The sequence below is a fragment of the Cyclobacterium xiamenense genome (assembly GCF_042140265.1).
In the GTDB taxonomy this organism is placed as follows: Bacteria; Bacteroidota; Bacteroidia; order Cytophagales; family Cyclobacteriaceae; genus Cyclobacterium; species Cyclobacterium xiamenense_A.
Map to the genome: position 1 here is coordinate 5450726 of NZ_CP159481.1, position 23295 is coordinate 5474020.

General features: G+C 50.0%; 15 protein-coding genes and 1 pseudogene. 10 read left to right on the forward strand and 6 right to left on the reverse strand.

The window, feature by feature from the left end; all coding sequences use genetic code 11:
- Nucleotides 1-567: 567 nt before the first annotated feature.
- From ABWH99_RS22380 to ABWH99_RS22390, 3 genes are read left to right on the forward strand one after another with little or no spacing between them, the layout of a single operon-like run.
- Nucleotides 568-3303 (forward strand): PSD1 and planctomycete cytochrome C domain-containing protein, encoded by a 2736-nt coding sequence (locus tag ABWH99_RS22380; protein WP_375583993.1) that lies wholly within the window; start codon nt 568-570, stop codon nt 3301-3303.
- Between the two features lies 1 nt (nt 3304).
- On the forward strand, nt 3305-4801 hold the full coding sequence (locus ABWH99_RS22385; protein WP_375583994.1) for a DUF1501 domain-containing protein: 1497 nt from the start codon (nt 3305-3307) through the stop codon (nt 4799-4801).
- Nucleotides 4802-4828: 27 nt separating this feature from the next.
- Entirely contained in the window at nt 4829-5776 is a 948-nt protein-coding gene (locus ABWH99_RS22390) for a sugar phosphate isomerase/epimerase family protein (RefSeq protein WP_375583995.1), read from the forward strand.
- On the opposite strand, the gene ABWH99_RS22395 is transcribed toward ABWH99_RS22390, so the two are convergent.
- Complete coding sequence (locus ABWH99_RS22395; RefSeq protein WP_375583996.1) at nt 5773-6687, reverse strand: glutaminase; 915 nt, start codon at nt 6685-6687, stop codon at nt 5773-5775. The two genes, ABWH99_RS22390 and ABWH99_RS22395, sit on opposite strands and share 4 nt — an antisense overlap.
- A gap of 148 nt (nt 6688-6835) precedes the next feature.
- Entirely contained in the window at nt 6836-9451 is a 2616-nt protein-coding gene (gene clpB / locus ABWH99_RS22400) for an ATP-dependent chaperone ClpB (protein ID WP_375583997.1), read from the reverse strand.
- 238 nt (nt 9452-9689) lie between these two features.
- Here clpB and ABWH99_RS22405 point away from each other — a divergent pair, with 238 nt between their 5' ends.
- From ABWH99_RS22405 to ABWH99_RS22415, 3 genes are all read left to right on the forward strand, one after another.
- Nucleotides 9690-11141 carry a sulfatase gene (locus tag ABWH99_RS22405; RefSeq protein ID WP_375583998.1) on the forward strand — a complete coding sequence of 484 codons (1452 nt, stop codon included), beginning with the start codon at nt 9690-9692 and terminating at the stop codon, nt 11139-11141.
- A 76-nt stretch (nt 11142-11217) separates the two neighbouring features.
- Complete coding sequence (rlmN, locus tag ABWH99_RS22410; protein WP_375583999.1) at nt 11218-12267, forward strand: 23S rRNA (adenine(2503)-C(2))-methyltransferase RlmN; 1050 nt, start codon at nt 11218-11220, stop codon at nt 12265-12267.
- Nucleotides 12268-12336: 69 nt separating this feature from the next.
- Nucleotides 12337-12954, forward strand: coding sequence for a TetR/AcrR family transcriptional regulator (locus tag ABWH99_RS22415; protein WP_375584000.1), 618 nt, complete (start codon nt 12337-12339; stop codon nt 12952-12954).
- An 11-nt stretch (nt 12955-12965) separates the two neighbouring features.
- On the opposite strand, the gene ABWH99_RS22420 is transcribed toward ABWH99_RS22415, so the two are convergent.
- From ABWH99_RS22420 to ABWH99_RS22435, 4 genes and pseudogenes are all read right to left on the reverse strand, one after another.
- Complete coding sequence (locus ABWH99_RS22420; RefSeq protein ID WP_375584001.1) at nt 12966-13898, reverse strand: rhomboid family intramembrane serine protease; 933 nt, start codon at nt 13896-13898, stop codon at nt 12966-12968.
- A gap of 7 nt (nt 13899-13905) precedes the next feature.
- Nucleotides 13906-14697 carry a rhomboid family intramembrane serine protease gene (locus ABWH99_RS22425; protein ID WP_375584002.1) on the reverse strand — a complete coding sequence of 264 codons (792 nt, stop codon included), beginning with the start codon at nt 14695-14697 and terminating at the stop codon, nt 13906-13908.
- A gap of 19 nt (nt 14698-14716) precedes the next feature.
- Nucleotides 14717-16563 (reverse strand): annotated as a pseudogene (gene mutL / locus ABWH99_RS22430) (DNA mismatch repair endonuclease MutL).
- On the reverse strand, nt 16560-16976 hold the full coding sequence (locus ABWH99_RS22435) for a hypothetical protein (RefSeq protein ID WP_375584003.1): 417 nt from the start codon (nt 16974-16976) through the stop codon (nt 16560-16562). Before ABWH99_RS22435 ends, mutL begins: the two are co-directional and overlap by 4 nt.
- A gap of 251 nt (nt 16977-17227) precedes the next feature.
- Between ABWH99_RS22435 and ABWH99_RS22440 the strand changes: the two genes are divergently transcribed.
- The 4 genes from ABWH99_RS22440 (at nt 17228) to ABWH99_RS22455 (ending at nt 23117) form a co-directional block, all read left to right on the forward strand.
- Nucleotides 17228-20194 (forward strand): glycoside hydrolase family 3 N-terminal domain-containing protein, encoded by a 2967-nt coding sequence (locus ABWH99_RS22440; RefSeq protein ID WP_375584004.1) that lies wholly within the window; start codon nt 17228-17230, stop codon nt 20192-20194.
- Nucleotides 20195-20258: 64 nt separating this feature from the next.
- Nucleotides 20259-21398 carry an N-acetyl-alpha-D-glucosaminyl L-malate synthase BshA gene (gene bshA / locus ABWH99_RS22445; protein ID WP_375584005.1) on the forward strand — a complete coding sequence of 380 codons (1140 nt, stop codon included), beginning with the start codon at nt 20259-20261 and terminating at the stop codon, nt 21396-21398.
- Between the two features lie 152 nt (nt 21399-21550).
- On the forward strand, nt 21551-22174 hold the full coding sequence (locus ABWH99_RS22450) for a sterol desaturase family protein (protein ID WP_375584006.1): 624 nt from the start codon (nt 21551-21553) through the stop codon (nt 22172-22174).
- A 127-nt stretch (nt 22175-22301) separates the two neighbouring features.
- Nucleotides 22302-23117, forward strand: a complete 816-nt coding sequence (locus tag ABWH99_RS22455; RefSeq protein WP_375584007.1) for an epimerase — start codon at nt 22302-22304, stop codon at nt 23115-23117.
- The last annotated feature ends 178 nt before the right edge of the window (nt 23118-23295 follow it).

The window sequence follows — 23295 nt, forward strand, 5'->3', positions numbered from 1 at the left end:
TCAAAATAATCTCAGTGACATTCAGCGGCAATTAACCAATGTCGGACTCAGGTACTGCGGCAGTAGTGCCTACCCCTTCTTTTCAAACCGGTCCGAAATGAGATCCGGCAACTGACCGACAAAAGCCTCCAGGAATTTCCAGTATTGTTGGCAGATTTATACGCTGGCCCAACCGGATCAATCAAAAAATCAGGGATACGTTTAACTACCGGGCCTTAGAGGCAGCTCCCCTCACGAGTAATCCCCCAATCAAAACCGGCCGAAGCCCGTATACAGAGAGCGAGAGACGACCTATCCGGCACCACGCACCGGGCAAAAGCGATCAACAAATTTCAATAATGAATCAAATCGTGCTGGATTATTGACACAAACCAAGCAATTTTTCATATTTCATGCCATCTGAATTTGATTTTCCATGACGAGTGTATCAGAGAATGCGGAAATTCGCTACCTCCCGAAGGTCCATCCTACCAAAAAACCTGTAAATCTCCGTAGACCTATCGCAACACCTTGCGATTACAGGCTTTTCTGGCTAATTTTCAGCGTTGAATTTCTGCTTGAAAACCCATGAAAAAGCGCGGCTTTCTTATTGGAACGACCAGTATCCTGTTCGCAGGGGTGCTTTTCTATTCCCTGACTCAGGAAAAGGAAATTGACTTTAGTACACAGGTAAAACCCATCCTGAACCAACACTGCATTTCCTGCCACGGAGGCGTGAAAAAAAACGGGGGCTTCAGCCTGCTTTTTGAAGAGGAAGCCCTGTCCGTCACCGAGTCCGGACATCCGGCCATCATCCCCGGCGACGCCAGTGCCAGCGAATTTATCAAGCGCCTTACGGCAGACGATCCGGAAATACGCATGCCTTATCAGAAAGCCCCCCTTTCCGATGAGGAAATCGAAATCCTCACCGCCTGGGTCGCACAGGGGGCACCCTGGGGCAAACACTGGGCCTACGAAACCCCGACAAAACCGACACCTCCCGAAACGCCTGTACAGGCAGGCCTTTTCACCGAGTCCGCACCCGCCTTTCTGCAAAACGACATCGACCGGTTTATTGCCAGGGGATTGACCCGACAGGAGTTGGCGCCTTCTCCCGAAGCGGATAAGCTAGTGCTCCTTCGCCGATTGAGTCTGGACCTTACCGGGCTTCCGCCCTCCGGGGAACTTGTAAACCGGTGGAAATCCAACGAACTTAGCTACGAGGAGCTGGTGGATGCCCTATTGGAAAGCCCGGCGTATGGAGAAAAGTGGGCTTCCTGGTGGCTGGACCTGGCACGCTACGCCGATACCAAGGGCTACGAACGGGACGTCAGCCGGGAAATATGGGCCTACCGCGACTGGGTCATCAAAGCCCTAAATGCCGACATGCCCTTTGATCAATTTACGGTAGAACAGCTTGCCGGAGATTTATTGCCCGATCCGGACCTTGACCAGCTAACGGCCACTGCCTTTCATCGCAATACGATGAACAATGACGAGGGAGGCACGCAGGACGAGGAGTTTCGGGTCGCCGCTGTGCTCGACCGGGTCAACACGACTTTTGACGTATGGCAAAGTACCACCATCGCCTGTGTGCAATGCCACAGCCACCCCTACGATCCGTTTACCCATGAAAACTACTTCCAGCTTATGGCCTTCTTCAATAATAGCCGGGATGAAGACACCCACGGAGAGGAGCCCAAATTAAAATTCTACACCGACGAAGACAGTATCCGGGTCGAAGCGATAAAGGACTGGGCTTCCCGTCATGGTAGCAAGGGACTGGAAAAAGAAATAGCGGCCATCCTGCATTACCAAGAGCCCAAGTATCATGCACATTTGGCAGAGGATTTCGAAAACGGGGAATTGATAGATACCAAATGGCTGGGACTCTGGGACCAGGGCTCCTGTTATTTTCGGGGAATTTACACGGGCGGATCGCCCTACATCTACCTAAACTATTGGACTGCCAACGAAGGAAACCTGCTGACCATTCGTAGGGACGGGCCCCAGGGAGAAATTCTTGCCCGGTTCACCCTGGATAAAACGGAAGGTAGGGTTATCCGACGCTTTCCCATCAAAGAGGTTAGCGAAAAAGTAGACCTGTATTTTCACATGGAAAACCGGCGGCTTGGTCCCCAGCAAACCACATCGGCCATCAACTGGCTGGCTTTTTTCCCGGAATTACCCGGAAAAAACCAACCCGGTCACGCAGAAACGGACCGGGATTTCCTGGCACTTCTTAATACGAATACCCCTTCCGTTCCGATTATGATCGAAAACCCGGATTACATGAAGCGGACAAGCCATGTATTCGAACGGGGCAATTGGATGCTCAAAGGCGAGGAAGTGGCACCAAATGTACCGACCGTGCTCAACAGCTGGGATCCCGCATGGCCGAAAAACCGCCTGGGTCTGGCCTATTGGCTAACCAGCAAAGAAAACCCCCTTACGGCACGCACCCTTGCCAACCGAATATGGGCGCAATTATTTGGACGGGGACTGGTAAGCACCTTGGAAGACATGGGTACCCAATCCGATCCTCCAAGCCACCAGGAACTACTGGACTGGATGGCGGTTCGGCTGATGGAAGACCATGACTGGAAATTGAAACCGTTTATCAAAGACCTGGTGCTATCCGGTACCTACCGACAGTCTTCCATCTCTTCTGCCTTGCTGCACCAGAAGGACCCAAATAACCAATGGTACGCCCGGGGACCGAGATTCCGACTCAGTGCAGAACAGATCCGGGATCAGGCACTCGCAGCAACAGGTCTTCTGAGCAACAAGATGTACGGCAAACCCGTCATGCCTCCACAGCCCGACAATGTCTGGCAGACCGTCTACAACGGAGAATCCTGGAAAACCAGCGAGGGCGAAGATCGGTACCGACGGGCCGTATACACCTTTTTAAAGCGCACCAGCCCCTACCCGTCCTTTATCAGTTTTGATGCAGGAAGCCGGGAGGTATGCACCATCGACCGAACAGTAACGAATACACCTTTGCAGGCCCTGGTGACCTTAAACGACCCGGTATATCAAGAAGCCTCCTACCAACTGGCGCTGCGCATGCAGCAGTCAGGGGATGAAGACCCCATCTCCTGGGCCTATGAAAAACTCCTGCTGCAGCCCATCAGTGCAGAGAAACACCGCTACCTGCGGGAATTGCAGCAGTTTGCGGAGGAAGATTTTGCGCAGGATTCGCAAGCCATGGAGGACTGGCTACAGTTCGCCCCAAAAGCTGAGAAAGACCCGGAACTGGCGGCACTGGCGGTGGTGGCTAACGCACTATTGAATCTGGATGAATTCCTAACCAAATCCTGACATGGACATTATCAAAAAATTACTGGCAGAGAAACTGGAAAGAGAATTGCAGACCCAAACCCGCAGGCATTTCATCCAAAGCTGTGTAAGCGGCATGGGTGGGCTGGCGTTGGGATCGCTTATCGGCGGCTGCCAGGCCCCGGAACCCCGGCGCATGCAACTATCCGAGCGGGATCTCAACCCCCTTTCTGCCACAGCGCCTCCCTTTACCCCAAAGGTACAATCGGTGATCTACCTGCACATGGCGGGTGCCCCTTCTCAGTTGGAAATGTTTGATTACAAACCCGAACTGGCACGGCTACACAACAAGGAGTGTCCGGAATCCCTGCTGCAAGGGAGGAAGTTTGCCTTTATCCGTGGCCGGCCCAATTTACTGGGTCCACAGGCCAACTTTGAGCAGTGCGGCGAGTCGGGCAACTGGGTGTCCGATTACCTGCCCCACTTCAAGCAGGTAGTGGACGAAGTGGCCTTCCTGAAAGCGGTTCATACCGATCAGTTCAATCATGGGCCTGCCCAACTGTTTATGCAAACGGGTAGCCCCCGCCTGGGCAGGCCGAGCATCGGTTCCTGGGTAACCTACGGACTGGGGTCTGAAAACCAAAACCTGCCAGGATTTGTGGTTCTTACCTCGGGGGGCAAAACACCCGATGCTGGAAAAAGCGTCTGGGGAAGTGGTTTTCTACCTTCCGTCTATCAAGGGGTACAGTGCCGCTCGCAAGGAGATCCGGTTTTGTACATTGAAGATCCGAAAGGCATGTCCCGAAGCCTAAAACGAAAAATGCTTGACGCCATCAACGGGATCAACGAGGTCGACTTCCAGACCTACGCCGATCCGGAAATTCTTGCCAGAATCAACCAGTATGAAATGGCTTTTCGCATGCAAATCGAGGTGCCGGAGGTAATGAATATCAACGAAGAACCGGAATACATCCACCAACTCTACGGCACCCAGCCGGGAAAGGAGTCTTTTGCCAACAACTGCCTGCTTGCACGCAAGATGGTCGAAAAAGGGGTTCGGTTTGTGCAGCTTTACGATTGGGGCTGGGATGCACACGGCACCGGTGAGAGTACCGCCATCGATCTGGGCATGAAAGACAAGTGCCGGGAAATCGACCGCCCCATCACCGCCCTGCTGACCGATTTGAAGCAGCGAGGCTTGCTGGACCAAACGCTGGTGGTATGGGGAGGCGAGTTTGGCCGCACGCCCATGCAGGAAAACCGGGAAGGGAAAACCCAGAGTTACAAGGGCAGGGATCACCACGTCGATGCCTTCACCATGTGGATGGCTGGAGGCGGCATTAAGAAAGGGGCGGCACACGGGCTCACGGATGGATTTGGGTTTTCCGGAGTAGAAGACACTGTCTCCGTACACGATATTCACGCAACCATCCTGCAACTTTTGGGATTTGACCACGAGCAGTTTACCTTTGACTTTCAGGGCCGGCCTTTCCGTCTAACGGATGTGGAAGGCCATGTCATCCGGGAAATCCTATCCTAATTTGTTACAACTATTAGCAAACATCCAATGAACCGAAGAACATTTATTCAGCGCGGTGGGGCCCTCGGCCTGGGATTGGCGGCTGCTCCCTACCTGAGCCAGGCGGCTCCGGATTTTCGCCAACGTAAATTCCGTATAAGCCTGAACCCCTACGCCATCGGGGTACAAATCAATCAGGAAGAAATGATTGACAAAGCCGTGGCGCATAAATTTGAAGCCATCCTGCCCGTTCCCTCACAGCTAATGGAAATGTCACCGGGCCAGTTGGATGCGTTTTTGGCCAGAAAGGCAGCGCAGCAACTGACTTGGGATTCGGCCGGACTGCCCGTGGATTTCCGCAAAGACAAGGCTACCTACGATGCCGGGATTAAAGAATTACCCAAAATAGCCGTTCGGCTGCGGGAGGCGGGAGTCAGCCGGGTGAATACCTGGATCATGCCTAGCCACAACGAATTGCCTTACCTGGAAAACCTGAAGCAACACAGTCAGCGCCTCGGCCGCGCTGCCCAAATACTCGGAGAAGAAGGGCTGAAGCTGGGTTTCGAGTACGTAGGTACAAAAAACCTAAAAATTATCAACCGATACCCTTTTGTAGGGACACTGAAAGAGGTTCAGGACCTCATTGAAGACATCGGGCGTCCAAATGTTGGGGTACAGTTGGATAGTTTTCACTGGTACACCTCCAGCGAAAGCGTCGCCGATCTGGAAAAACTAACCAATGATCAAATCGTGACCTGCGACCTTAACGACGCCACCGCCGGAAGAAGCATCATCGAACAAATCGACGGTGAACGCCAACTCCCCGGAGACAGTGGTTTGATCGACCTGAAGGGCTTTATGCAGGCCCTCGTTAATATTGGCTACGATGGCCCGGTACGTGCGGAACCGTTCAATGCAAAACTAAACGCCATGGACAATGAACCGGCGCTGGCCGCCACATCAAAAGCCATGTGGCGAACTGTCAACCTGGTCTAAAACAGCGAAACCTTCAGTTTGTCTGTGAGGAGCTCGAGTGCCTTGATCGCCTTTACCGAATTCCCCTTTTCGTTTAACTCAGGAGACCAGACGGCAATGCTGAATTTTCCCGGTAGTACCGCAGCCACCCCGCCTCCCACGCCGCTTTTTCCGGGCAGGCCCACACGAAAAGCAAACTCTCCGGATTCGTCGTAGAAGCCGCAAGTAAGCATCAGGGCATTGACCCGGCGGGATTGGCTTTCGTTTAGGATTTCCCTTTTTGCAAACAGGGAATACCCGTCGTTGGCAAGGTAGGAAAACGCTTTGGCCAGTTCCTCGCAGCTCATCTCGATGGAACACTGAGAAACGTAGGTGCGGATCACTTCCTGTATGTCGTTGTCAAAGTTTTGGTAGGCCTTTAAAAAATAGGCCATGGCCGTATTCCGCTCCGCATGCCGCAGTTCGGAACGCATCACTTCCTCGTTTATACGTACGCAATGCTGCCCTGCCAGCTCGTCAATAAACTCGCGAATGCAACGGACCGGCTCGTCAAATTTGCTCGTCAGGGCATCGGTGATCACCAAGGCTCCGGCATTCAAAAAGGGGTTACGGGGGATACCCTTTTCGTACTCCAATTGTGCAATGGAATTGAAGGGGTTGCCGCTTGGTTCCACGTTGACGCGGGACCATAGTTTGCTCCGAAAAACATGAAAAACCATTGTCAAGGTGAATACCTTGGAAATACTCTGAATGGAAAAGGGCTCCTGATAGTCGCCAATTCCGTAAACCTCCCCTTTCAGCGTGATCAGGGCCATGCCAAACCGGTCCCCCGATACCTTTGCTAATTCGGGAATGTAGTCGGCTACCTTGCCCCGTAAATTCAGCTCGTTGACCTCCCGGTATACTTCCTCAACTAATTGCTGGTAATCCATGCCCACAAGGTACCAACCGCGAGTCGTTTTGACTTCATACCCCAGGGAATTTTTCGGAAGAAGCTCGCTTTCGGGGCATAAAAAAAGCAGCTGACCAAATGCTCGGCCAGCTGCTCGCTGTACTTACCCCCATGGCGTCCTCTATGGGTTACTCCACGCCTACTTCGTCCACATTTTTGAAATACACCTGCTTGTCTGCATCCAGGTCCACCAATACGGCGCTGTCGTTTTTGATGTACCCGCTCAGAATTTGCTTGGAGAGCTCGTTTAAAACGAGGCGTTGCATGGTACGTTTTAGTGGCCGGGCCCCGTATTGGGGATCAAAACCTACCTCACCCAGGTAATCCAGCACTTCCTGTGTGGCTTCCAATTCGATTCCAGCTTCCGCCAGTCGTTTTTGTACTTCTTTCCATTGGATATCCACGATTTTTCGCAGGATTTCTTTGGTAAGGGGTTCAAACATGATGGTTTCATCGATTCGGTTGAGAAATTCCGGCCGTACCGATTTTTTCAGCAAGTTGAAAACCTCTTCTTTGGTCTGTTCCATGACCTGTTCTTTGTTCCATGCTTCCATGTTTTCGAAGCGTTCCTGTATCAGAGTAGACCCTATATTGGTCGTCATGATGATGATCGTGTTTTTGAAATTGGCCACCCTGCCTTTGTTATCCGTCAGCCGGCCATCGTCCAGTACCTGTAGCAGGATATTGAACACATCGGGATGGGCTTTTTCGATCTCATCCAGCAATACCACGGAGTAGGGCTTTCGCCGAACCGCTTCCGTCAATTGACCTCCCTCGTCGTAACCTACGTATCCGGGAGGTGCTCCCACCAGGCGACTCACGGCATGCCGTTCCTGGTATTCCGACATATCGATGCGGACCATGGCGTTTTCGTCGCTAAACAGGTATTCGGCCAGCGCTTTCGCAAGTTCGGTTTTCCCCACACCGGTGGTACCCAGGAAAATGAATGAACCGATAGGGCGTTTTGGGTCCTGCAGGCCTGCCCGACTGCGTCGAACGGCATCCGAAAGGGCTACGATTGCTTCCCGCTGTCCTGCCACACGCTTACCCAACTCCTCTTCCAGGTGAAGTAGCTTTTCGCGCTCACTTTGTATCATCTTGGAAAGGGGAATACCCGTCCATTTACTGACCACCGCCGCGATGTCTTCGTGGTCCACCTCTTCCTTCAGCAAGGGCGAGCCCTCCTGCATCTCCTTTAGCTGCTGCTGAAAGGACTCCAGTTTCTTCTCGCTTTCGCCGATTTTTCCGTAGCGGATCTCCGCCACCTTACCAAAATCTCCGGCACGTTCTGCCTGTTCGGCTTCCAGTTTGAATTTATCGATGTTTTCCTTCTCGCGCTGTATGCCCTGGATGACCGCTTTTTCACTTTCCCACTTGGCCTTGATACCCTGTCTTTTTTCGGAAAGTTCTGCCAGTTCTTTACTCAGGACTGCCTCCTTATCCTTATTCTTTTCCCGTCGGATGGCTTCCCGTTCGATCTCCAATTGCATGATTCTGCGATTGAGTTCGTCCAACTCCTGAGGTAAGGAATCGATTTCCATTCTTAATTTGGCGGCCGCTTCGTCCATGAGGTCAATGGCCTTGTCGGGAAGGTACCTATCGGAAATGTACCGCTGCGAAAGCTCCACTGCCGCAATGACGGCATCATCCTTTATCCGGACCCCGTGGTGCAGTTCGTACTTGTCTTTGATACCCCGTAAGATGGAGATAGCATCCATGGCATCCGGTTCATCGACAATGACCTGCTGGAAACGGCGCTCGAGCGCTTTGTCCTTTTCAATGTATTTTTGATACTCTTTGAGGGTGGTCGCCCCGATGGCATGCAACTCTCCCCTGGCCAACGCAGGTTTTAGCAGATTGGCCGCATCCATGGCGCCTTCTCCGCCACCGCCTGCTCCGATCAGCGTGTGAATCTCATCAATAAACAAGATGATCTCCCCTTCCGAATCGGTAACTTCCTTGATGACGGCCTTTAGTCGTTCTTCAAACTCTCCCTTGTACTTGGCACCTGCCACGAGTAATCCCATGTCCAGGGAAATAAGAATTTTACTCTTGAGGTTTTCCGGCACGTCCCCGCTCACGATGCGCTGCGCCAATCCTTCTACGATGGCCGTTTTCCCCACGCCCGGTTCTCCCAGGAGGATGGGATTGTTTTTGGTCCGGCGAGCAAGTATTTGCAGCACCCGCCTGATTTCCTCATCCCGGCCGATTACCGGGTCAATTTTGCCTTTTTTGGCAAGTTCATTCAGATTCTTAGAGTACCGCTCCAAGGATCTGTATTTTGATTCTGCGTTCTGATCTGTCACTTTATTTCCTTTTCTTAGTTCCTTAATGGCTTCGATGAGATTCTTTTCGTTCAGGCCCTGATCCTTTAAGAGTTGGGCCGTCTTATCCGTACCGGCGAGTACACCTAGCACCAGGTGCTCCACCGCAACGTACTCGTCACCAAAGGTCTTCAGGTATCCTTTGGCTTTTTCCAGCACCTGATTGGTGGCATTGGATAAGTACGGTTGTTGTCCACTCACTTTGGGAAACTGCCCGATTAGTTCGTCCAACTTCTGCATAACCAATCCACTGTTGACGCCCAATTTTTTGAATAGAAAATCGGTAACGTTGCTGTCTTCCTGCATGATTCCCTTGAGCAAATGGGCAGGCTCGATCAATTGCTGCTGTCCAGCCGTGCAAAGCTCCAGGGCCTTTTGTATGGCTTCCTGAGACTTGATGGTAAATTGTTTAAAATCCATGGTGTTCCGGGTTTTGGTTACTTTCTTTTCCTGTTTTACAGATGGGATCAAATATGCAACCAAACCGATTTTCGAAGAAAACCCTGAAAAAATGTCCGGTTTCGAACAGGTTTTGGCTATTTTACAGACGTTTTGGCAGTCGTCTCTTTCGTCGTGTCGGGAAAATACGGCGGGACCATTCACATGTATTCTTGCATTTGTCTATCTTTGCAGGGTACCATCGTTCTGTTTTGGCATCATGAAACTCCTTCTACCGGTATCCTTCCTGCTTTTCTTTTTTTCCTGTGTGAAAAAAGACCCAACCAAACCCAACGTAATCGTGATTTTGGTAGACGATTTGGGCTGGGCGGATATCGGGGCCAACTACCCGGAGACGTTTTACGAAACCCCCAACATCGATCGCATGGCTGCCAATGGTCTGCGGTTTTCTCAGGCCTATTCGGCGCATCCGGTATGCAGCCCAACCCGCGCCGCGCTAATGACCGGAAAACATCCCAATCGGGTACAGATTACGGATTGGATCCCGGGTTTTAGTCGGAACAAAGAAACCTGGCCCCTGGCCACTCCGGAAATTAGCCATGAACTTCCGCTGGAGGAAACCACACTTGCAGAAAAATTTAAAGAAAACGGTTACCGAACCTATTTTGTGGGCAAGTGGCACCTGGGAGAAGAATCCCGCTACTGGCCCGAATACCAGGGGTTTGACCAAAATATCGGCGGGTGGAGCGTAGGCGCCCCCCAATTAAGAGAAGGCCAAGCAAATGGATACTACTCCCCGTATGGGAATCCCCGATTGGAAGATGGACCCGACGGAGAGTACCTCACCGAACGGCTCACATCGGAGAGTATTCGCTTTATACAGCAACAGGGCGGGGAGCCGTTTTTTCTTTACCTGTCCTTTTACTCGGTACATACGCCGATACAGGCTGCGCCAACCAAATACGACTACTTCCTTCGTAAAAAAGAAAATTTGGAAACCGAAGCCGGGCAGCAAGCCTACCGGCAAGAGGGAACGGGCCAAACCAAGCTGATTCAGGACAATGCGGCCTATGCTTCCATGGTAGCGGCCATGGACGAAAATGTGGGCAGGCTGCTTCGGGCTTTGGAGGAGACTGGGGTTTCTGAGAATACCTGGGTGGTCTTCACCAGCGATAACGGAGGCCTTTCTACCTTATTTACGGAAGGAGCACCCACTGCCAACGGTCCGCTTCGGGCAGGCAAAGGCTGGTGCTACGAGGGTGGCATCCGGGTACCCTTCATCGTTCAGGGCCCGGGTATTTCCCGAAAAGGCAGCGTATCGGAGACACCGGTCGTTAGCATGGATGTGTTTCCCACCCTCCTTAGCCTGGCCCAGATTCCACACGATGCAGGTGATGGGAAGGATTTGAGTCCATTGATCCGCTACAACGATCAAATTGAGCGGGAGGAACTGTTTTGGCATTACCCTCATTACCATGGCAGCGCCTGGAAACCCGGATCTGCCCTTCGGAAAGACAATTGGAAATTGATCCATTTTTACGAGACAGGGACCAGCGAACTCTACAACCTGGAAACCGATCCCGGAGAGACGAAAAACCTGGCAACGAGCCATCCCGATAAAGCAGAATCCCTGCAGCAGGTGCTCATGCAGCACCTGAAAGAAACCGGAGCGCTGCTCCCACAACGCCGGCAATTCGACGAAACAAAATAGATGCGCAGAGGGGCCACCATGCAGGAACCAAGATACAGGGAAGCTTTGTTCACTACATTCCCGAAAAAACTGAAAAATGCAGGAACAAGACAAGCAAGACATTCGAAAATTAAGCCTTCCGGAATTGGAGACGTATTTTGAGACAGTAGGTGAAAAGAAATTTCGGGCCAAACAGGTATACGAGTGGTTGTGGAACAAATCCCTCAAAAACTTCGATGACATGACCAATTTATCGAAGGCAACCCGCGAACATCTAAAAGAAAATTTCACCATTAACCACATTCGGGTGGATCAGCTGCAACGCAGCACCGACGGAACCATCAAAAATGCCGTAAAGTTGTTCGACAATCAAATTGTGGAGTCGGTGTTGATCCCCACGTCCAAACGAATCACTGCCTGTGTCTCTTCCCAGGTAGGCTGTAGCCTGGACTGCAATTTCTGTGCTACGGCACGGTTGAAACGAATGCGTAACCTGAATCCGGATGAGATTTATGACCAGGTAGTGGCGATTCAGGAAGAGGCCCGGTTGTATTTTGACCGGCCCCTGACCAATATTGTATTTATGGGAATGGGAGAGCCCTTACTCAACTACCAAAATGTACTGGCTGCCATCGAGCGAATATGCGCTCCCGAGGGCCTGGGGATTTCGCCCAGGCGAATCACTCTTTCGACGGTGGGCATTGCGAAAATGATTCGAAAGCTGGCCGATGACGGGGTTCGGTTCAATCTGGCACTTTCCCTGCATTCGGCGATCAACGAAACCCGGACCCGACTGATGCCCATCAACGAGCACAACACGGTCGAAGAACTTGCCGATGCATTGGCCTATTGGTATTCCAAAACCAAGCGTAAAGTGACCTTTGAATACGTAATTTGGGAAGGGATCAATGACGACGAAACCCACGCGAGGGCATTGGTGAAATTTTGTAAAAAAATTCCCTCAAAAGTGAATATCATTCAGTATAACCCCATCGATGAGGGGGAATTCCGACAGGCTGCGCCAGAGAAGGTAAGCATGTATCTGCGGATATTGGAGGAATCCGGAATCATCGCCAAGGTTCGAAAATCCCGGGGCCAGGACATCGATGCGGCTTGTGGGCAACTGGCGAATAAAATTGACTTGTAATTTGCAAAAGGGATAATTAGGATATGAGTTACTTTTTTCTAACTTTGAAATACGAAATAAAGCGAATTAATGAACCTTCCCGCCATCATAGAAAAATCGCTGCCTGTTTTGAACGAGCAAGGCTATCACGGCACAGATCTCGATCGATTGATAGACCGACTGCAAATCAGGCCTTCGGATTTGTACCGGGATGTGCGGGATTTTGATGATTTGATCGTCCGGATTTTTTACCGCTTGTGCAACGAATCGGATGCAGCCGCAGCAGAGATTGATCAAACCGGCGGTTCCCTGGAGAAGTTGTATTCCAGTACCCTGGCTTCTTACCGGATTCAGGTAAAGTACCGCTTTTTCTTCATGGACCTGGGAACCATCATCAACCGGCACGAAGCCATAAAAGACCGGTACTTTGAACTCATTTCTCTACGAAAGGCACAACTGATCCATCTTTTCCATAAAATGAGTCAGGAAAACATCTTCAAAAATGAGAATTTTCCGGGGAGTTTCGAAAACCTGGCCAATCAGATGACCATGCTTTCCGATTATTGGCCCATTCACAATCAGGTCATATTTGGCCAGGACTCTTTTCACTACCAATACTATAGCAAGCTGGTTTTTTCCATGGTTCTGCCTTTTTTGACCGATCAGGGTCTGACGCAATACAAAAAAATACTGGGATACGAGCGGTGAACCGACACGGGTCAGGCGTCCTTGTTGCTAAAATCAAATAGTTTACGTTTTTCTTCCTTACTCAGGTTATCGTACCCTTTTTCTGCAATCTTGTCCAGAATTCGGTCGATTTCTTCCTGCGTACTCTTACTGCCGGCACTGGCCGAGGTATTGGGCACCGTGCCCCCCTTGGTTTTGGTTCTTACATTCTCGCTCCCCCTTCGATAGGTCACCTTCACCTTCGGCTTTTGTGAAAACAATTTTTCAAAAAACAGGCCAACCGCCTGCACGGGCTTACCCAAATCCACCCCCTTCTGAAGTTGCAAGATATACAGGTACCCAAGGGCTGCTCCGCCCAGGTGGGCCAACTCTCCACCGGCATTCGATCCGGCGGAATTGGCAAATGCGATCAACACGTAGAAAATAGCGATGTATTTTATTTTTACCGGTCCAAGAAGCAGCAGGTGAAATTGAGTATCCGGGCGGAGCGTGGCGGCAGCCACCACGATGGCATACACCCCGGCGCTGGCCCCGAGCATCAGGGCTCCGTCCACCCGATCACTAAAGTAGGGCGCGATATTGTACAGGACCATGTACAGCAGTCCTCCCGCAATACCTCCCAGAATGTACAAGTTTACCAGCTTCCTGCTGCCCAGGTACTCCTGTACCAACAACCCAAACCAATACAAAAACAACAGGTTGAATAGGATATGGAAAAACCCTTCATGGAAAAACATGTACGTGAGCAAGGTCCAGGGCTGTGTCACAAATCTGGGCAAAGAGGCAGGCATCATAAAAAAAGAGACGATGGAACGGTATAGATCCTCTGCTCCCCCGATGGTAAGAAATACCCGCAACACCATCAGTACCAAAAAGGCAATCAGATTGATGGCGATAATTTTGTAGAGACCATTGTCTTTATGGTCAAAGGCATGCCTGATATGATACCAAAATCCTCCGTACATGATGTCGTTAATAGAAATTTCTTCTGTCCTTCTTCCAATAGGTAATCAATACCGCACCGATCGCCAAGCCGGAAAGGTGCGCAAAATGAGCTACATTATCCGTGGGATTCGATACAAATATATTATAAACCGTGTATAGTCCATAAAACAACACGAGGTATTTTGCTTTTACTGGCATGGGTGGAAATAGCAAAAATAACTGGGTATTTGGAAAAAGCATGCCAAAGGCAATGAGAATTCCAAACAAAGCGCCGGAGGCACCCACCATAGGAATATTGGCCTGCCGGTCCCGGACGTCAAGCATGGTGCGCTTGGCCCGAGATTCCAGTTCCTGATTCCCTGGGTTTCGGCTGTACTCGTCCACAAATTCATAGATGACCGGGTTGAACAAATGCCGGTTATCTGAAACGAAACGGTTGAAGGATTCCGGGTCGGGATTGGCTGTGAATGCTTCGATGCGGTCGTTGAGACTTCCCATTTTGTACGCATTGTATCCCGAATAAAGGACGCCGGAACCGATCCCACAGACCATCCATAGGATCAGGATTTTTTTGGGGCCCATGAATTGCTCCAGCAGGGGCCCAAAAATAAACAATCCAAACATGTTGCTGAACAAATGCCAGAAATCGGCGTGCATGAACATGTAGGTGACAAATTGAAAAGGCATGAAAAACCGGCTTTCCACGTAATAAAGTGCAAAGAGATTTTTTAGTTGCGGCATAAAAAAAGATACCACTACGTGCATCCCCACGGTGATCAATAGCAAGTTCTTCACGATGGGGGTAAGGGCTCTAAACATAGGATTCGGTTTTAATTCATCAATGGAAAAATTGCTCTATTTTACTCACATCTAATTTAACAAAGGTTTTGATACCCTCCGGATTGTAATTCGGGTTTTGGCAGGCAAACAATTGACCGGCCAGGTTCTCCATTTCCTGATGGTTTAACGGATCCCCTTTCTTGATTGACGTTTTTTTTGCCAACGATCTTGCAAGATTTTCTTTTCTTCCCAGGGAAAGTTCTTGTTTGAAATGCTTGAACTGCTCCAACAGCTCCTCCACCAACACTTTTTCATTGGCGATGGACACGTCTGCGGGGACCCCGTTGATCAAGATCGAATGCTGGCCAAATACCGTAAGTTGAAACCCTAAATCGTTCAATTCCTCTTTCAAATCCATCACCAAAGCAAAGTCCGCAGGACTCAAATGAATGGTTTGGGGAAACAGGCATTGCTGCGAGGCACCGCCGGACTGTTCCAACTGACGGAGGTATCGTTCGTACAGGATACGTTGGTGAGCGGCCTGTTGATCAAAAATAAGCAAGCCTGAGGAGGTCTGTGCAACGATGTAGGACTGCTCCACCTGAAACGTTTTGCCTGCGCCCACCGGTAACGATCCGGGCAGGGGCCGTTCACCTTCCCGTTGGTTCGCTCTGCTGGGAAAGGTCAACAAGCTCCCCTCGTCGGGGGCTTCCTTTCCCGCATCAGCCTGCAGAGCCAGGTCTTCCGGGTTCTGTTGGAATAATTGCTCCCAACCCTTGACGCCTTTGTTCAAAAGACTAGGCCCCCGATAGGTCCGGTAGTCGTTTTCGTTGCGAAGTTCCTGACGTTTTGCTCCGTCCTTTTCCCAGGTATCGGCGATGTTTACGTCCTGGCTGAAATCAATCATGGGCACCACATGGTGTGCGCCCAGGGCTTGCTTCACTGCCGAACGAACCACCCCGTAAATGGTTCGTTCGTCGTCAAATTTAATTTCGGTTTTGGTCGGGTGCACGTTGATATCGATGTGTTTGGGATCGATCGTCAAAAACAACACGTAAAAGGGGTGTTGATCGCTGGCAATCAGTGCTTCAAAGGCATTCATTACTGCGTGGTGCAAGTAATTGCTTTTAATGAAGCGGTTATTGACAAAAAAATACTGTTCTCCACGGGTCCTTTTTGCCTGTTCTGGTTTCCCAATGTACCCCTGTATGGAAATGTGTGGCGATTCTTCCTGGCAAACAATCAGCTGATTTCGGTATTGTTTGCCAAATATCCCCACAATTCGTTTGCTAAGTTTACCAGAGACCAGATTAAACAACTCCATGTCGTTTTGGTGAAACGTAAACGCCACCCCCGGGTAAGCCAGTGCCACTCGTTGAAACTCTTCGACCAAATGGCGCGTTTCCACTGCATTCGATTTTAGAAAATTACGACGGGCCGGCACATTGAAAAAAAGGTTTTTTACTGCAATCGAGGTCCCTTCCCGAAAAACGACCGGCTCCTGCTTTTTTACCGAGGATCCTTCAATCACAATGGCAGTCCCCAGCTCGTCTTCGCTGCGTTTGGTTTTCATTTCCACCTGAGCCACAGCCGCGATAGATGCCATCGCTTCCCCCGAAACCCGTGGGTCCGGATCGCAAACAAGTCGTCTGATTTCCTGATTTTCGAAGTAGCATGGCGCTCGAAGCACATACGTGCATCCGTAATGGACATCCCCATACCATCATCCACAACCTGAATCAGGGATTTGCCACCGTCCTTCACCACCACCGAGATCGTGCTGGCTTTGGCATCAATGGCGTTTTCCAATAATTCCTTCAGCGCAGAAGCCGGACGCTGCACCACTTCGCCAGCAGCGATCTGGTTGGCGATAGCATCCGGCAACAACTGAATCAGGTCGTTCATGTAGCTTTCTTTTTCGAAGGTTTTAATCTAAACAAACCGATCAACAAGGCCACGGAGGCTCCCAGGTACAACAGATAATAAAAGAAATCGGGTCCAATGTACAAGTACCCACCAAATCCGGCCACAAGCAAAACAAAAATGATCATGCGCATCATACCGGCACTTTGCATGACCGTGGAGGGTTGCTTTTTAATGGGACTTCCGCTGGTGAATGCACCCCGAATACTCGAACCATGAGAATAACGCCGCTCCAGCTCCTGCCGGTCTTCGGTCTCAAGCAGGCCCTTGGCCGCTAACTCTCGCTTGATATTTTCCGTACGCTGATGAATCTCTTCTTTTACCGGATCGTAGTGTCGTGGATTGATTTGAAATTTTCTTGGTTGATTGACCCTAAATATGGATGGAAACTTCATGATCGTAGAATTTGACTGCAAAGACCCAGGGAAAGAAAAGCCTACAGGCAACTTTTGCTTTCGGTGGGAGGGAAAACCTTACCTATTCCGAAACCTAAATTATTCAACTATTGTTTTTTGAATAACATATACTCTGTTCATCACTTTTTGTATAGGTAGATGCACGGAAAATACGTATGTTTGAACGCTTCAGCATGGTGTTGATTGCAAAGTTATTCTTAAATTACTACCAATAAAATTTTAACACAGCCATGTGTCAAAAAGTTTACGTATTACTTTTTTGTATCCTCCTTTCGGGAACAGTTGGCGGATACCCTTCTGTTGGTGACTCCGATCCCTTGCTCGGTGAAAATGCGGTTCAGCAGAAGGCCTGGGTAGACAGCGTTTTTAACTCCCTTTCCTTCAACGAACGGTTGGGACAATTGTTCATGGTGGCGGCGTATTCCAATCAAGGTCCTGCGCACAAAGAGGAGATTTCGCAGCTGATTCAACAAGAAAATTTAGGCGGACTTATATTTTTCCAGGGAGGCCCCGTACGACAGGCGCAACTGACCAATTACTACCAATCCCTGGCCAAGACCCCTCTTTTTATCGCCATGGATGCGGAATGGGGACTGGGCATGCGGTTGGATAGCGTCCTGCAGTTCCCCAAGCAAATGACCCTTGGCGCAGCCACAAACGATGCGCTGGTCTATCAGATGGGAAAGGAAATCGCCCGGCAGTTTAAAGAAATGGGCATGCACATTAACTTTGCTCCCGTAGTCGACGTAAATTCCAATCCGGAAAATCCGGTCATCGGATACCGGTCGTTTGGCGAACAAAAGCAACTGGTAAGCAGAAAATCCCTGGCCTATATGAAGGGAATGCAGGATCATGGGGTCATGGCAAATGCCAAGCATTTTCCGGGTCACGGAGACACCAACGCGGACTCCCATTACACGACCCCTGTGATTCGCAACAGCAAGGAGCGAATCATGGACATCGACCTGTATCCGTACCGGGAACTGATCAGCGAAGGGCTGATGAGTATTATGGTGGCCCACCTGCACGTCCCCAGTCTGGGGAGTGAGGCAAACCTACCCACCACTTTGTCAACAAAAGTGGTCACCGACCTGCTGAAAGGGGAAATGAATTTTCAAGGCCTGGTCTTTACCGATGCACTCAACATGAAAGGCGTTAGCAACCTGTACAGACCGGGGGAGGTGGACCTCAAAGCATTACTTGCCGGAAACGATGTGCTGTTGTATGCCGAGGATGTTCCACGATCGAAAGCCTTAATCAAAGAGGCGGTAGCCGATGGAAAGATAACCGAAGCAGAAATTGACGCCCGTGTACGAAAAATATTGAACGCAAAATACTGGGCAGGCCTGCATCGAAAGCAGCAGGTCAATACACATCGCCTTGTCGAGCGACTGAGTAATTTCGGCACCAAGGCGCTGATCGAACAATTATACGCTTCCTCCCTAACGGTGGTAAACAACGAAGAGGAGGCCATTCCTGTACGGCACCTGGACATGGACCGAATGGCCTCCCTCACCTTGGGAAACGGGGGCAGAACCTTTAAAAAATTCCTCGACAAATATTCAGAATTTACCCATTATACGCTTCGGGGGAACAGTAGCCGGGCAAATTTTGCGGTGTTGGAGGAAAATCTGAAAGACTACAACACCATTGTGGTGGGCGTGATGGGAATGAGTTCCAATCCGCGAAGAAACTTTGGCTTGAAATCGGAAGAAATCGAATTCATTACCCGTTTACAGGCCTCTCATAAAGTGATTACGGTAGTTTTCGGCAATGCCTATGCAGCGCGGAATTTTACGGCACAGAAAAACCTGATTTTGGCTTTTGAGGAAAATGAGTTTACAGAAAGCCTGGTACCTCAGGTCATTTTTGGGGGAAGGCCGGGCAGCGGGAAGCTGCCGGTAAGCGTAGCCCAAGCCTGGAATCAGGGGCATGGCATCGAAACCCCGACACTGAATCGACTGGCGTACAGTACCCCCGAGGCCCAACAAATGGATAGCCGGGAATTGCTTAAAATTGATGACCTGATGGAAAAAGCCATCGCTACGCGGGCCACTCCCGGTGGCACGGTTCTGGTTGCCAAAAACGGATCAGTCGTTTTCGAAAAATCCTACGGACACCTGGATTACCAGGGATCGGTGGAAGTTACCGATAAGACCATGTACGATCTGGCCTCCCTGACCAAGGTATTGGCGACGACCCAAGCCATCATGTTTTTGGAAAGCAGGGGGTTACTGGATTTGGACAAACCCTTGCAAGCCTATCTCCCCGAACTGGAAGGCACCAACAAGGGACCTCTGCGAATCCGGGATATCCTAACCCACGAAGCGGGCTTGGTTCCTTACATACCCCATTTTACGAACACACTGGAGGGCACCGAATGGAAACCGGAGTACTACAGTAGGGAAAAGAAAGGGCCGTATACGGTCCCCGTAGCGGAGGGCGTATATGCGCACCAGGCCCTTCCAGACAGCGTGTGGAAGTGGACACTCGCCTCCGACCTTCGGTACCGGCGTAGCAATAGCAGCAGGTATAGTTACCGCTACTCTGACGTGGGAATGTATCTTTTGCATCGCCTGATCGAAAGCCGGGTAAACCAACCGATGAACGAGTTTCTGGAACAACAATTCTACCATCCGTTGGGAATGTACCGATTTGGCTACCTGCCGCTGGAAAAATTCACCCCCACCGAAATCGCTCCTACCGAAGACGACCGAAGTTTTCGAAAAACGCTGGTACATGGCTTCGTTCATGACCCGGGCGCCGCCCTGTACGGCGGAGTGGCAGGACATGCCGGACTTTTTGGGACAGCCAATGACCTCGCGAAACTCATGCAAATGATGCTTCAGGGAGGACAATACGGCGCGCTGCAATTGCTCGACCGGCAAACAATTGACCGTTTCACCAGTCAACAATCCTTCCGCAGCAGGCGGGCACTGGGCTGGGACAAACCGGATCCGGAAAAAGACAAAGGGCCCACCGGCAATCTGGCATCCCATAGTACCTTTGGCCATACGGGTTTTACCGGAACCGCCGCATGGGCCGACCCGGAGCACCAGTTGATTTACGTATTTCTATCGAACCGGGTGCATCCCGATGCAGGCAACAATCGGCTGCTGAGGGAAAACATTCGTTCAGATATTCAAGATATTATCTATCAATCCATAAAAAATGAGTTCCTTTTGGCAGGAAAATGAACAAAATGACACGGTACAGGTGTTTACCATGGCATGCAAATAGCTTTCAACCAAACCAAATAAAATGAAAATCGGGATCGTCTGTTACCCCACCTTTGGTGGAAGTGGCGTGGTGGCAACTGAGCTTGGGAAAGCTTTATCCGCTAAAGGCCATCAAATTCATTTTATCACCTACAGCCAACCTACCAGACTGGATTTTTTTAGCGAAAACCTCTACTACCACGAAGTGGATATCAAAAGCTACCCGCTATTTGAGCATGCACCTTACGAATTGGCGCTAGCCAGCAAAATGGTGAACGTAGTCAAATACGAGCAACTGGATCTACTGCACGTACACTATGCGATCCCTCACGCCTCGGCCGCGTACATGGCCAAACAAATCCTCAAAAGGCAGGGGATTAGCATACCTGTCGTGACCACACTCCACGGTACCGACATCACGCTGGTGGGAAAAGACCCGAGTTACGAGCCGGTAGTCACTTTCAGTATCAACGAATCCGATGGTGTGACTGCGGTCTCAGCAGACCTGAAAAAGGACACCCTGCTGCACTTCGATGTGGATAATCACATTGAGGTTATCCCCAATTTCATCGACCTGAACCGTTTCAAAAAACAAAAAAAGGAGCATTTCAAGCGTGCCATTTGCCCGAACGACGAAAAACTCCTGGTACATACCTCAAATTTCCGAAAGGTAAAGCGAGTGGATGATGTCATTCGCGTTTTCTTTGAAGTTAGAAAAGCAATACCTGCGAAGCTATTACTGGTAGGAGACGGTCCGGAACGAGACAAAATGGAGCGGCTTTGCCGGCAATTAGGAACTTGTGAAGACATTCGGTTTTTGGGCAAACTGGAAGCGGTGGAGGAGGTACTGTCGGTAGCCGATCTCTTTCTCATGCCCTCCGAAAAAGAAAGCTTCGGTCTGGCAGCACTGGAAGCCATGGCCTGTGAAGTACCCTTGCTGACCAGCAATGTGGGCGGCATACCGGAATTAAATATCAATGGCGAAACTGGTTTCTTGTGTGAGGTGGGGAATATTGAAGAAATGACCGAAAAGGCATTGTTTATCCTGAACGACAAAAACCTACCCGAGTTCAAAAAAAATGCTTTGGCCCGGGCCAAGAAATTTGACGTATCGGCCGTATTGCCGCTGTACGAAGCATTCTACTTAAAAACCATAGAAAAATGTTTGCACCCTCAAAATTGATGAGTAAAATCAAGTTTCTTTTCTGCCAGAAAGAGAACAGCATCGACCTACCCGACGTTTAATAACCAAAAAATTATTTAACTCAACGCAATAATGCCTACCTTAGGCATAAAAATTGAGGAGCATGTATCGATAATAAAGCTACAAAACGAATGAAAAAAATTGGAAGATTGGATCGGCCGGATAATAGCGGTTCTGCCAAAATGTTTGCCAACCCAGTTTTGGAAAAACTTAGTAGAACCCACATCAGTATACCTATAGCCATGTTTCTGGGTGTAGGCACCTATTCTCTGTATTTCGGAATTTTGTCGACACCGATATCTTTTTGGAAAGGAACCGGCTTGTTTCTCGGTGGTTTTCTGGTCTTCACCTTTGTGGAGTATCTCATGCACCGGTATCTTTACCACATGGAACCCGACTCGCACATCAAGGATAAACTGCAGTATTCCGTACATGGCGTGCACCACGACTATCCAAAAGACAAAGACCGGCTGGCCATGCCCCCGTTTATCTCGGGGCTTTATGCCGTAATCCTGTATTTTTTGTTCGACTTTATCATGGGAGATTCGGCATTGTTTTTCTTGCCTGGATTTCTACTGGGCTATGCCTTGTACCTGGGTGTGCACTATACCGTACACGCCTACCAGCCACCGAAAAATTTTCTTAAAATCCTTTGGGTGAACCACGCCATTCATCATTACAAAGATCCGGACGTGGCATTCGGAGTAAGTACGCCCCTTTGGGACTATGTATTCGGTACCGCTCCTAAAAAATAATTCGTCGGTTTTTGCTCCCTGTCCGGTACGGGAGGCCCGATCTAAATAAACTAATGAAACCGGTCCGGAGCACATTTTCCAGGATTGGTCATCTGACGGAAAAACATTCATTTGATCAAAACCAAGCATGCGTATTAGCCTTATTGGCCTGGGATGGTTGGGTCTGCCATTGGCCTCTTTTCTGCAAGGAAAAGGACATGTGGTCAAAGGCACTACGACAAGTCCCGAAAAACAGAAACGTCTGGAGCAAGAGGGTATGGTAGCAGAGTGCCTGCTCTTGGATCCGCTGCCGGCTACCGAGGTACCCGCACATCTGTTCGATACCGACCTCTTATACATCAATATTCCTCCGGGACGTCGCAGGCATTCCGACGCCTACCATCCCCGTCAGATTCATTTTTTACGGGAAGCGATCGAGCGATACGGTTTGCAAAAAGTAATCTACGTAAGTGCCACCTCTGTCTACCCCAGTAAAAACCAGGTGGCCCGTGAAACGGATTCATTAACCGCCGACACCACTGGAAATCCCGCGCTTTGGAATGCCGAACAATTGCTATGGAAAGACAAATCCTATGAGCTAACGGTAGTACGGTTTGGTGGATTACTGGGAGACGACCGGATACCGGGGAGGTATTTTTCCGGCAAGGAAAACGTGCCCGGACACCCGCCGGTAAACTACATTCATCGGACGGATGCCGTTCGTGCCATCCACTGGATCATTTCGCAAAACCTTTGGAACGAAACGTATAACATTGTTAGTCCGGAGCATCCGGAAAAACGAGCCATTTTTGAAAAAAATGCGCGGGACATGGGTTTTCCCCCGCCGGCGAGCTACGAGGAGCCCCCTCAGCAGATGTGGAAAGAGATATCCTGCGAAAAATGGCTAAGAACCGGTTTTTCTTTTGATTTTCCAGACCCCTTGGCCTTTACCTATAAGGTATAATCGGTCCCATGCTAGACAGCGGCTGGAAAGATTTTCACCCGGGTTCGTGCCAAATCCGGGCGGGTACAAAAAAAATTAAAAAAAGAAAAACCGAATCAGCAGGCTTTTCAGAATATAGTTTCCTCAAAAACGAATGACAATAATAATCCATCTATTTTTTGTAAAATACCAACTTTTA